Raw genomic sequence first — 11,844 nt, forward strand, 5'->3', positions numbered from 1 at the left:
CGGGTCGGGCGCCGGACTCAGGCGCTCGGCCCGGGGACGGCGACGACGTGGTTCTGGTAGGCCCAGACGACCGCCTGCAGCCGGGACTGCACACCGAGCTTGGGCAGCATCCGCGCCAGGTGCGACTTCACCGTCGACACCTCGACGACGAGGGTGCGGGCGATCTCGTCGTTCGACATGCCCTGGGCGAGCAGCAGCAGGATCTCGTGCTCCCGGGGGGTGAGCAGGGCCTCGACGGACCGGCCGGCCACCGGCTGCAGGCGACGGCGATGGACGAACTCCTGCAGGATGCGCCGGGTGAGCGTCTGGTCGATGGTGCCCTGACCGGCGGCGACCTGGCGGACGGCGTGGACGATCGCCTCCGGCGGCGCGTCCTTGAGCAGGAACCCCGACGCGCCGGCCTCCAGCGCTCCGAAGACGTAGTCGTCGAGGTCGAACGTCGTCAGAACGAGGACCGGCACCTGCGGATCGGCCTCGGGGGCGCACAGCTCGCGGGCCACCTCGATCCCGTTGCGGCCGGGCATCCGGATGTCGAGGCAGGCGACGTCGGGCACCAGGTCACGGGCCAGCGTCAGCGCCTCGGTCCCGTCCCGGGCCACGCCGACCACCTCGATGTCGGCCTCGGCGCCCAGCAACGCGGACAGGCCGGCGCGCACCAGGTGCTGATCGTCGGCGATGAGCACGCGAATCATGCGGGGTCCTCCGGGAGCGGCGCGGGCGCGCGCATCGTACTGATCATGTCGTCGACCGGGAGCGTCAGGCGTACCTCCCAGCCGCCGTCCGGGGTGGCGCCGTAGGTGAGGTCGGCGCCCACCAGCTGTGCCCGCTCGGCCATCCCGACCAGCCCGAACCCACCGCCGGGCCCCGGGTCGGGTCCGGCGGGAGCGCCGTTGCGCACGGTGATCGTGAGCCGGCGGTCCTGCGGGTCGCTCGATCTCGACCGTGCACCGGGCACCCGGCGCGTGCGCCGCGGCGTTGGCCAGCGACTCCTGCACCATCCGGTAGGCGACGAGCTGAGCGAGCGGGCCCACACCCGCACCGGACTCGGTGCCCCGGTCGGGCACGACCAGGTCGATCTCGGATCCCGTCGCCCGGCGGGCCTCGACGAGCGCGACCACGGCGTCGAGGCTCTCCACGGGCCGGGTGGCGTCGGCGTCCTCGCGCAGCAGGCCGACCAGCCGCCGCAGGTCGTCCAGGACGGCCCTGCTCTGCTCGCGGACCTGGCGCGCCGACTGTTTCGCCGTGGCGGGGTCGGAGTCGATCTGCCGGTCCATCGCCGCGGCCATCAGCGCGATACCGGACATGTGGTGGGCGGCGATGTCGTGCAGCTCCCGCGACATCGCCATGCGCTCGCGCGACACCGCGGCCTGCAGCAGCGCGTCCTGCTCCCGCCGCAGCGCCTGCACCTCGTGGCGACGGGCTTCGCGTGCGTCGCGCTGAGCGGCGACCACCAGCCCGAACAGCAGCGGCAGCCCGACGACGACGAGCCCCTGCAACAACGCGGCGGCGACCGTCGTGCCGATGTCCGGTGTGCCGCTGCGGACCTCGTTGAGGAACTGCGCGGTCGCCAGCAGCAGCGCGGTGACCGCCAGCGCGACCCACAGGCGGCGGAGCGGGCGGGCGACGACGGCGAGGAACACCCCGGCCAGCTCGGCGACGGCGGTCAGGCTGAACGCCCCACCCGGGACCGCCCAGACCAGCACCAGCGGCACGGCGGCCAGGCCCGGTAGGACCGTCGTCGGGAACCGGCCGACCCACGCCACCGCCAGGGCCTGCAGCATCAGCACGACGACCACCGTCCACCAGCCGACACTGCCGAGGCCGGGCAGCAGACCGGCGTCCGGCTCGGCTGCCGTGGCGACCGGCAGCGCGAACAGCAGGCAGATCGAGACCAGCCCGCACACCGTGGCGGGCACCGGCCGGAGCGGGGCACGCGGGCGTGGTGCCTGCGCGGGTCGGGACACGGTCGGCCTCCGCGGTGCTGCTCGTCGTCGCCGGGTGGCGCCGTCCGTGATCATCCGGTACGGCGCGTGAACGCTACCGGCCACCCGCCCGCCTCCATCGAAAGTTGGCGACGGGGAACTGGGTACCTCGGACCGATGTGTCCCGGGGGCGCGGCGGACAGGCTGGACCACATCGGACAGCAACGGGGACACCGTCCCCCACGACGAGAGGTACCTCCCATGACCAGCGATCCCGCCACCCCTGGTACGCACGGCGAGGCCCCGGCTCGCGGCCTCCCGCGCCCTCTCCTGTGGGTGCTCCTGGTCGTCGCCGTCGCGGCCAACGGCATCTCGTCGCTCTCGTCGCTGCCGGTCGCCGTCGGGGCGACGTTCGGCGTGATCGCCCTCGCTCTCGGCGCGCTGCTGGTGCGCGACCACTACCGCCGAAGGTGACCGCGATCTGATGGACTGCGAAACCCTCGTCACGCCGGACCGTCGGGCTGCTCAGCCCGGCAAGATCGTCGCCGAGGTCCCCTGAACCTCCCGGACGACGAGCGGGCGACGGGATCAACGCAGGCACTGCTGCGGTCGGTCGGCGGCGACGTGGAAAAATGCCGTTCGCCGCCTTGGCCGGGCTGCTCGCTGCCGTTGTCCGCGGTATCCCGGGCGCCACTCGTGCCCCATCCGAAGGAGAATCCCGTGCGCCGCACGTTGCTCGCCGCAGCCGTCGCGCTGCTGTCCGCCGTCATGATCGTCGGCTGCAGCGGCGGCTCCGACGCCACCACACTGCGGGTCGGGACCGAGGGCACGTACAGCCCGTTCAGCTTCCAGGGCCCCGACGGCAAGCTCACCGGGTACGACGTCGAGGTCGCCCAGGCCGTCGGGGCGAAGCTCGGGCGCACCGTCGAGTTCGTGCAGACCCCGTGGGACGCGATCTTCGCCGGGCTGGAGTCGAAGCGCTTCGACCTGGTCGCCAACCAGGTGACGATCACCGACGAGCGCAGGGCCAAGTACGACCTCTCCGAGCCCTACACGGTGTCCGAGGGCGTGATCGTCACCCGCGCCGACAACACCGGCATCAGCAGCCTCGCCGACCTGCGAGGCAGGACGACCGCGCAGTCCGCGACCAGCAACTGGGCCGACGTCGCCCGCGGGGCCGGGGCGAACGTGGAGGCCGTCGAGGGCTTCGTGCAGGCCGTCCGGCTGCTCAAGGACGGCCGGGTCGACGCCACGGTGAACGACACCCTCGCGGTGGGCGAGTACCAGAAGACCACCGGCGACACCGGCGTGAAGGTCGCCGGGAGTACCGGCGACACCAGCGAGCAGGCGTTCGCGGCGCGCAAGGACAGCGGTCTGGTCCCCGAGGTCAACCGCGCCCTGGACGAGCTGCGCGCGGACGGCACGCTCGCGCGGATCTCGGAGAAGTACTTCGGTTCCGACGTGAGTGGGCAGTAGTTGGATGCCTCGACCTGGGCGCTGATCGGGCGCAACCTGTGGCCGATGCTGGTCGCCACCGTCACCCAGACGCTCCCGCTGACGGCGATCAGCTTCGCGCTCGGACTGGTGCTCGCGCTGTTCGTCGCGCTGGCCCGGATCTCGAAGGTCGTGCCGCTGTCGGCGCTGGCCCGCGCCTACATCTCCGTCATCCGCGGCACACCGCTGCTGGTCCAGCTGTTCATCGTGTTCTACGCGCTGCCGCAGCTCGGACTGGTGATCGACCCGTTCCCGTCGGCGGTGATCGCGTTCAGCCTCAACGTCGGGGGTTATGCGGCCGAGGTGATCCGGGCGGCGATCCTCAGCATCCCGAAGGGCCAGTGGGAGGCGGCGCAGACCATCGGCATGGGTTACGCGACGACGCTGCAGCGGGTGATCCTCCCGCAGGCGGCGCGCACCGCGGTGCCGCCGCTGTCCAACACGCTGATCTCGCTGGTCAAGGACACCTCGCTGGCCTCGACCATCCTGGTCACCGAGCTGCTGCGGGTCGCCCAGCTGGCGGCGGCGCCGACGTTCGACTTCTTCGCGCTCTACGGGGTCGCCGCCGTCTACTACTGGATCATCTGCCTGGCCCTGTCGTCCGTGCAGAACCGGGTGGAAGCGCGACTGGAGAGGTACGTGGCGCGATGACCGACCTGCTGACCGTGCGGGGTCTGCGCAAGTCGTTCGGCGACCTGCAGGTCCTGCGCGACATCTCGTTCGACGTGCCGGCGGGCACGGTCACCGCGGTGATCGGGTCGTCGGGCTCGGGCAAGACCACGATGCTGCGGACGCTCAACGCCCTGGACCGGGCCGACGCCGGCGTGATCGACATCGGATCCGTCTCGGTCGACTTCGCCCAGCCCGTCGACCGCGCGACGCTCGCCCGGTTCCGCGCCCAGAGCGGCATGGTCTTCCAGTCGCACAACCTGTTCCCGCACCGGACGGTGCTGCAGAACGTCATCGAGGGCCCGGTGATCGTGCAGAAGCGGCCCAAGGCCGACGCGATCGAGGACGCGATGGTGTTGCTGGAACAGGTCGGGCTGGGGGAGAAGGCCGACCAGTACCCGTACCAGCTCTCGGGCGGCCAGCAGCAACGGGTCGGGATCGCCCGGGCACTCGCCCTCCGGCCCACGCTGATGCTCTTCGATGAGCCGACCTCGGCGCTCGACCCGGAGCTCGTCGGCGACGTGCTCCGGGTGATCAAGGACCTGGCCGCGGACGGCTGGACGATGGTGATCGTCACCCACGAGATCCGGTTCGCCCAGCAGGTGGCCGACCAGGTGCTGTTCATCGACGGCGGGGTGGTGCTGGAGTCGGGGCCACCGGCGCAGGTGCTGGGCGAGCCGTCCCACGCGCGCACCCGGCAGTTCCTGCAGCGAATCCTGGACCCGATCTAGCCGGTGAGCTCCTGGGGTGCGTCGGAGACCTCCGACAGCGCGTCGGTCAGCAACGCGACGAGCGCCTCGTGCTGCACGTCGGCCGACGACCCGACCTCCTCCTCCGAGCCGTCGAGCGCCTGGGCGGCGAGGCCGGCCTTGCTGTCGATCAACTCGGCGATCCGGGCGTCGATCGTCTGCGCGGCGATGATGCGCCACGCGGTGACGGGCTGCGCCTGGCCGATGCGGTGGCTGCGGTCGATGGCCTGGGTCTGCTCCGCGGCGGTCCAGGAGAGCTCGGCGAGCACGAGGTTGGAGGCGACCTGGAGGTTGAGGCCCACGCCGGCTGCGGTCAGCGAACAGACCGCGACGGCCACGTCGGGGTCATTGACGAAGGCGTCGATGTTCCGTTGCCGCACCGCGGGGGTCTGGTCGCCTCGGATCGACGAGAAGCGGACCCCCTGCTTGGCGAACGTCTCCTCGGCGACGTCCATCACGTCGACGTGCTTGGCGAAGAAGACCACCTTGCCCGCGCTGCGCGCGAGCTGGGCCGCGTAGTCCGCGGCGAGACCGGCCTTCGCCCGGCCGATGCGCCGCATCATGCTGAAGACGTTCTCGCCGGTCGTCGAGGTGGTCGCGTCCTTCTGCTCCCACTTGGCCACCTGGCGCACGAGGGCGTGGTCGATGCCCTCGACCACGGCACCGGACCGGCGGCCGGCCAGTGCCTCCTCGTACCGCGACACCATCCGGAGGGCGAGGTCGCGTTCGGCCGCTCGGATCGACCGGCCGACCGGCCCGTCCAGCTCGACGGGGAGGTCGGCGATGCGACGGGCGGGGATGTCGGCGGCCACGTCGACCTTGCGACGCCGGACGATGCCGAGGTCGACCACGCATTGGCGCGTCGCGGCGTAGAAACCGGGGTCGGCGGGGGTCAGGCCGGTCTCGTCGAGCGCGTTCATCAGCTCGGCGAGCGGCTTCGTCTCGTCGATCCAGCCGAGGAACTGCCAGATCGCCCGGAAGTCCTCGATGTCGTTGATCAGCGGGGTGCCGGTGAGGGCCATCAGCAGCGGGCGCGCGGTGAAGGACCGGATGCGCTCGGAGAGCGCCAGTACGTGCCGCGAGCGCTGCGAGGACTTGTTCTTGATGAAGTGCGCCTCGTCGACGACCATGCCGCGCAGGCCGAAGTCGCCGAGCCATCCCACGTGGCGGTCGAGCACCTCGTAGTTGACGACGAGGATGTCGGCGAACCCGTCGATCGAGTCGCCGTCGCCGTGAATCACGGTGGCCGAGCGGTGCGGTGTCCACATCCCGGCCTCGCGCGCCCAGTTCGTCTTGACGACGTTCGGCACGACGACGAGCAGCGGGTAGGCGTTGGCGGCCTCCGCGGCGAGCAGTGCCTGTGCGGTCTTGCCCAGACCGGGCTCGTCGGCGAGCAGGAAGGTCCGGTGGCCCGCCGCGGCCGCGGCCACCACCGAAGCCTGGTGGGGCATCAGCTCCAGGCCGCGCGGCGTGTACCGGGAGATCGGTGCGGGGAGGTCCATGCAGGCCGGGGCGCCGCTGCCTGCGCGCTCGAACGAGCTGAGCAGCGGGCCGATCAGCTCCCACGTGGCCAGCCGCGTCCGGCGGGGGGCGCTCGGCCGGGCCGCGGAGGCGTCAGGGGCGAGAAAGGGGTTGGCCAGTTGCCGCGAGATGACCGACCGCGGCATCACGCGGGGCTCGATGGCGGCGGGCGGCGGCTCCGCCGGCGGTAGGTCGTCGGCGGCGGGCTCCATGCCCGCGGTCCGCAGCATCTCCACCTTGAGCGACCGGGCCTCGTCGGAGACGACGGCGTCCTCGGCGAGAAGCGCGAGGAGCGCGGAGTCACGGACGGCGCTCCTCGCGAGGATCGTCGCGATGCCGTCGAGGCGCTTGAGCTGCTCGGCCCGGTGCGTGTCGCTGCCGTTCTCCGCCCGGACCCGGGCGCGCTCATCGCGCAGCAGCAGCGCGACGGCCTGGAACTTCGTGCGCGTCGCGGGCGTGACCCGGCCGCTGCGGAGGGCGGCTTCGACCTCCCGGACGGCTCGCGCGAGCACCGAGTTGACGTCGTCGGGGCCACTGCCACGACGGCGGTCGCGCGGGGCGCTACGGCGAGCCCTCGTCTGGGGCCGGCCTCGTCGAGCCACTAACTCCTCCTTCGGGGTGCCCGGCACGGTCGCCGTGGCAGCCGTGCCGGCCACAGGACTGCGGCCGGGCGATGGGCGTCGCGGGGAGAGAGCCGAAGCGGCTCCTCCGAGACGCGACCCGGGCCCACGGATCTGTGGGAGATCGATGCCGCCCGCGTACGGGAAGGCGTGGCCACTGATCATCCACCAGTCGACGGCTGCGGCATCACCCACGCACAGGGCCGGCGGTCGCCGGACGAGCGGCGTGCGCCAGGGTCGGTTCTCCGTTCCATGGTAGCGCCTGGCGGCCGGTGGGAGGTGGCGGGCGCTACCAGCACGGCCGGGCCGCCCTCGAACCACGCGTTGTCGATGGCCGGCCGCGCGATGACGGTCACCGGACACCTCCGACGTGGTCCGGTGCGTGGCGACGTTCGATGCCCACCGGGACACCGCCCGGCCGTGGTGCCGGGAGTGCCGACCGCGACGATCCTCGCCCAAAGAGGAATGCGATCAGAATCGATAGGATGGCGTTGTGAGATATGCGATCGCGATTCCGCAATTCTACTCGGATGGCTCGTTCGACCCGGGTGCCTTCCGGGAGTACCTGGTGCGTGCGGAGGAGGCCGGGTTTCACAGCGCGTGGACGCAGGAGGCCGTGTTCGGCACGCGTCCGCTGCTCAGCCCGATGGAGGTGATGACCTTCGCCGCCGCGTGCACCGACACGCTCCGGCTGGGCTGCACCGTGTTCGTGTCCACGCAACACATTCCGGCGCAGCTGGCGAAGAGCACGAGCAGCCTGGACCAGCTGTCCCGGGGACGGCTGGACGTCGGGGTCGGCTCGGGTGGGAAGAACCGGCCGTACGCGGCGTTCGGCATGCGGCCCGACCGGTACCTGGCCCGGTTCACCGAGGGCGTCCAGCTGATCAAGAAGCTCTGGACGGAGGAGGGCGTCGAGCACGACGGCGAGTTCTGGCAGCTCTCCGGCGCGACCATCTCGCCCCGGCCGTTCCAGAAACCGCACCCGCCGCTGTGGTTCGGCGGCAGCGGGCCCACGGCGCTGCGGCGGGCCGTCGAGCTGGGCACCGGGTTCTTCGGCGCGGGCTCGGTCCCGACGGTGACGTTCGCCGACCAGGTGCGGTCCGTCCGGTCGCAGACCGAACGGCCGGACTTCGAGATCGCCAAGCGCGTCTACATCGCCATCGACGCCGACGCCGGCCGGGCGCGGGAGCGGGTCAACGCCGAGCTGACGGCGGTCTACGGCGGCCTGTCGCCCGCCGTCGAAGCGGCCGCGATCGCCGGTACTCCGGAGGACTGCGTGCGCGCGGTGCGTCAGGTGATCGAGGCCGGTGCCGAGCTCATCCTGTTCACCCCGCTGTACGACCAGCCCGAACACCTGGACCTGATCGCCGAGGAGATCATCCCGGCACTGGCCTGAACCCGGAGCGCCGGATGACAAACACATCCTGGATGCTGTCGATCGACATCCCCAGTGTGCTGCGAGCCGTCAGTGTCCGGTGGCCGGGTCCTCGCGGTCGTCGGTGAGGACACGGCTGTAGTCGTCGGCGGCCACCCAGGGGCTGACCGCGGCGTGCCGGGTGCCGACCGCGAGATCGCGCCAGAACCGGCCCAGCGGGTACCCCGGGGCGAAAGCGCTGGAGCCGTTCAGGTCGAGGAGCTTCTCCACCGCCAGCCGGCAGTCCTGCACCGCGGCCATCAGCTGCATCCGCGCGTGGGCGAATTCGACGCGCGAGACGGGACGGCCCCGCTCGGCGGTGTCCAGCACGTCGGCCACACCGAGCGTGCGTTGTTCCGCGGTGCGGACGAGGTGGGCGGCGTCGGCGAAGATCCGGCGTGCCGACGGCGACTCGGTCCGGCGCCGGTAGGCGGTGCCGAACACCGGACGGTCGGCCGTCATGACGGGCTCGACCACACCGAGCGCCCCCATCGCCGCGCCGAGCAGGGGGGAGACGGTGTGCAGCGCGACCTGCGTCCGGCGCGCCTCAGGAGGCGGGAGCGGTGTGCCGTCCGGACCTCGGGGTGGGGTCATCACGAAGGCGTCCGGCACGAATATGTCGTCGGCCACGAGGGTGTGGCTGCCCGTGCCCCGCAAGCCGGTGACCCCGTCCCAGGTGCGTTCGATCGTCAGTTCGTCGGTGGGCAGCAGCACCAGGTGCGGCCGGCCGGCCGGCTCGTCGTCGAGCACGGCTGCTCCCACCATCGTCCAGGGGGAGTCCAGGCAGCCCGAGGCGTAGGGCCAGCGTCCGGTGATACGGGTTCCGCCGGGGACCGTCCGGGCATGCCCGGCGGGTTTGGCGGTGCCGCTGATCGACACGTGCGGATCGGTGTAGAAGGCCTTCTGGGCGTCCGCGGTCATCCAGTCGGTGAACATCGACTTGGCGGTCGCCGACACGGCCGCGAGCCACGACGTCGACGGGCACCCGGCGCCCAGCTCCCCGAACACCCGCACCATCGTGCGGTTGTCGGCATCGAGCCCGCCGAACCGGGCCGGGGTGGTCACGGCGAACGCGCCCACCCCGCGCGCCGCGGCGAGGCTCTCCGTCGTGGGTCGGCCGCGTTCCTCCGTGGCCGCCGCGTTCGCGGCGAGGACCGCGCGAGCCCTCCGGGCCAGCTCCCACGGATCAGCGGTGTCCGCGGCCTGGGTGGCATGCAGGTCAGTCGACACGATTCTCCTTCAGAAAGAACAGGTCGTGAGCGATCACGATCTCGACCAAACAGCAGCCGGGGGCACGGGACCATGCGTGAGCTGCCCCGGTTCATACGAGTCCGTGCACCTTGCCGGCACGATCCTGCGATGTCGGTCCCTGCAATGTCGGTTGCCGGTCGGGTGTGCGCCTGGGACGCTCGCTCTCCGAATTGATCCGATCACAGGTGCGGATGGTCCGGCGGACACCGCGCCCGAGCCGTGTGGGTGCGGCGTGAGCACGGTCGCCGGGGCCCGGGTGGGGGACTGCTGATGCGCGAGCGGATCGTCGCCCCGCTGCGCTCCCGCGCTTTCCGGTGGGTCTGGGGCGGCGAGGGCCTGTCGATGCTCGGCGACTGCGCCTTCGACGTCGCCTTCATCTGGCTGGTGCTGCAGGTGACCGGTTCGCCCGTGGCCCTGGCCGGGGCGATGCTGGCGCAGGCCGTCCCGCGGGCTGTGCTGATGCTGCTCGGCGGCGCCATCACCGACCGGTTCTCGCCGCGCACGGTGATGCTGGTGTCGCACCTGACCCGCGGGGCCGCGGTGGGAGCGCTGGGCCTCGTCGCCGCCATCGGCGACGTGGCGGTCTGGCACCTGTTGCTGCTGGCCGCCGTGATGGGCGCGGCCGAGGCGTTCTTCTGGCCGGCCAGCGGCAGCATCCTGCCGTCACTGGTGGCCGCGCGCGACCTGCCGCGGGCCAACGCGCTGGTCGGCCTGGCCGAGCAGGTGGCCCGGCTGGCCGGTCCGGTGCTGGGTGGCCTCGCGGTCGCCGGGGCGGGCCCGGCGCTGGTGTTCCTGCTCAACGCCGTCACCTTCTTCGTGGCGGCGGCGACGCTGCGGGCCGCACCGCGTGCCCCGCGCGACCCGGCCGAAGCCGCGACGTCGGTGACGGCGATCCGCGACGAGATCGTCTCCGGGTTCCGGTACGCCGGGCGGAGCTGGGAGATCCGGGTCGTGTTGCTGCTGATCAGCGCGGCGACGCTGAGCTACAGCGGGCTGTTCGCGGTAGGCCTGCCGGCGCTGGCCGGTACCTTCCCGCAGGGTGCGCTGGCGCTCGGCCTGCTGCTGTCCGCCTGGGGCCTCGGGCAGCTCCTCGGCACGGTGGGGGCCGGCATCACCGGGCTCCCTGCCCGCTGGGGCATTCTGATCATCGGCGTGACCCTGTGCGAGGGGGCCGCTTTCGCCGGACTGGGCTTCCTGCCGAACCCGTGGGCCGCCGCCGCCCTGCTGGTGGTGCTCGGCATCGGTGTCGCCTACTCCACCGACGTCGCGCTGCCCACGTTCGTCCAGACCCGGACGCCGGGCGAGCTGCTCGGCCGGGTGAACAGCATCCTCAACGCGCCGCGGGTGGTGCTCGAGCCGCTGTCGCTGGCGCTGATGGGAGTGGTGGTCGCGATCGACGTCCGGTGGGGTTTTGCGATGGCCGCCGTGCCGATGCTGGCGGTCGGCCTCACCCTGCTGGCCAGCCGGAACGCCCGGCAGTTGCGCATGCCGACCGCCGCGGCCGGGGGCACCGGGGCGGCCGCCCCCTCCGTCCCGGTCGAGTCCGAGACGTAGGAGGCGGCTGCGGAGAAAGGGAATCCCGGAGAGGCAACCTACTTCTCGGGGCCAACCGCATTCAGCTCGCCGATGTGCCGCTCGACGATGCGGTGGGTCTCAGCGGCGAAAGCCTTCAGCTTCGGGTTCGAACTGGACTCGGCCTCCTTGGCGAAGGCTGCTCCGTCCTTGGCGTGGATCGCCTTCATGTCGCTCAGGTAAGCGGCATCGAAGGCCGGCCCGGACAAGGACTTGAGCCCGGTCAGCTCCTTCTGGAACTGCGTGTTCAGTCTGTCGCCGGTCCGGATCCCGGCGTCCGCGGCGATGGATGTGAGCTTGTCACCGACAAGTAGATGATCATGGGCCTCGGTCACGCCCTGGTCCCGGATGTCCTGACTGCCTCCCTGGTCGGCGGCCGCCTGGCCGGCCATCACCTCGAACAGGCCACCCTGGCCGACCATCGCGATGAAGCCGCGATCGGCAGGGGAGACATCATTCGGCGAACCGGCGATACCCAGGGCAGATGCGACAGCCAGCCCGGCGGCAATAACGGTGGTGATCATGTCGAGATTCTAGTCCGCGAAACGCGGACCGTGATCTTGCCGGAGTGGTTGTTCGTGATTGTTCCGGACGCGGGGCGGCCATTGGTGAGCCTCGTCCGTTGTGTCGAA

Annotated in this window: 10 protein-coding genes; 6 read left to right on the forward strand and 4 right to left on the reverse strand. The window is 71.9% G+C overall.

Features of this window, described 5'->3' with window-relative positions; translation table 11 throughout:
* Nucleotides 1–17: 17 nt before the first annotated feature.
* The gene (locus ACQPZA_RS07265; protein WP_433279495.1) at nucleotides 18–1,964 is read right to left on the reverse strand and encodes a response regulator; all 1,947 of its coding nucleotides are present in this window, start codon (nucleotides 1,962–1,964) and stop codon (nucleotides 18–20) included.
* Nucleotides 1,965–2,183: 219 nt separating this feature from the next.
* Between ACQPZA_RS07265 and ACQPZA_RS07270 the strand changes: the two genes are divergently transcribed.
* The 4 genes from ACQPZA_RS07270 (at nucleotide 2,184) to ACQPZA_RS07285 (ending at nucleotide 4,816) form a co-directional block, all read left to right on the forward strand.
* The gene (locus tag ACQPZA_RS07270; protein ID WP_433279497.1) at nucleotides 2,184–2,396 is read left to right on the forward strand and encodes a hypothetical protein; all 213 of its coding nucleotides are present in this window, start codon (nucleotides 2,184–2,186) and stop codon (nucleotides 2,394–2,396) included.
* Between the two features lie 246 nt (nucleotides 2,397–2,642).
* Complete coding sequence (locus ACQPZA_RS07275; protein ID WP_433279499.1) at nucleotides 2,643–3,398, forward strand: amino acid ABC transporter substrate-binding protein; 756 nt, start codon at nucleotides 2,643–2,645, stop codon at nucleotides 3,396–3,398.
* On the forward strand, nucleotides 3,399–4,067 hold the full coding sequence (locus ACQPZA_RS07280) for an amino acid ABC transporter permease (protein WP_246266260.1): 669 nt from the start codon (nucleotides 3,399–3,401) through the stop codon (nucleotides 4,065–4,067).
* Entirely contained in the window at nucleotides 4,064–4,816 is a 753-nt protein-coding gene (locus tag ACQPZA_RS07285; protein WP_433279501.1) for an amino acid ABC transporter ATP-binding protein, read from the forward strand. Before ACQPZA_RS07280 ends, ACQPZA_RS07285 begins: the two co-directional genes overlap by 4 nt.
* Here the strand turns inward: ACQPZA_RS07285 and ACQPZA_RS07290 are convergent.
* Nucleotides 4,813–6,957 carry a DEAD/DEAH box helicase gene (locus ACQPZA_RS07290; protein ID WP_433279503.1) on the reverse strand — a complete coding sequence of 715 codons (2,145 nt, stop codon included), beginning with the start codon at nucleotides 6,955–6,957 and terminating at the stop codon, nucleotides 4,813–4,815. The two genes, ACQPZA_RS07285 and ACQPZA_RS07290, sit on opposite strands and share 4 nt — an antisense overlap.
* A gap of 511 nt (nucleotides 6,958–7,468) precedes the next feature.
* Between ACQPZA_RS07290 and ACQPZA_RS07295 the strand changes: the two genes are divergently transcribed.
* Nucleotides 7,469–8,371, forward strand: coding sequence for an LLM class flavin-dependent oxidoreductase (locus ACQPZA_RS07295; protein ID WP_433279505.1), 903 nt, complete (start codon nucleotides 7,469–7,471; stop codon nucleotides 8,369–8,371).
* 69 nt (nucleotides 8,372–8,440) lie between these two features.
* On the opposite strand, the gene ACQPZA_RS07300 is transcribed toward ACQPZA_RS07295, so the two are convergent.
* On the reverse strand, nucleotides 8,441–9,619 hold the full coding sequence (locus ACQPZA_RS07300; RefSeq protein WP_433279507.1) for an acyl-CoA dehydrogenase family protein: 1,179 nt from the start codon (nucleotides 9,617–9,619) through the stop codon (nucleotides 8,441–8,443).
* A 291-nt stretch (nucleotides 9,620–9,910) separates the two neighbouring features.
* Between ACQPZA_RS07300 and ACQPZA_RS07305 the strand changes: the two genes are divergently transcribed.
* Nucleotides 9,911–11,194 carry an MFS transporter gene (locus ACQPZA_RS07305; RefSeq protein ID WP_433279509.1) on the forward strand — a complete coding sequence of 428 codons (1,284 nt, stop codon included), beginning with the start codon at nucleotides 9,911–9,913 and terminating at the stop codon, nucleotides 11,192–11,194.
* A 38-nt stretch (nucleotides 11,195–11,232) separates the two neighbouring features.
* On the opposite strand, the gene ACQPZA_RS07310 is transcribed toward ACQPZA_RS07305, so the two are convergent.
* Complete coding sequence (locus ACQPZA_RS07310; RefSeq protein WP_433279511.1) at nucleotides 11,233–11,736, reverse strand: DUF4142 domain-containing protein; 504 nt, start codon at nucleotides 11,734–11,736, stop codon at nucleotides 11,233–11,235.
* Nucleotides 11,737–11,844: the final 108 nt, after the last annotated feature.

This window comes from Pseudonocardia xinjiangensis (assembly GCF_050948425.1).
Taxonomy (GTDB): domain Bacteria; phylum Actinomycetota; class Actinomycetes; order Mycobacteriales; family Pseudonocardiaceae; genus Pseudonocardia; species Pseudonocardia xinjiangensis.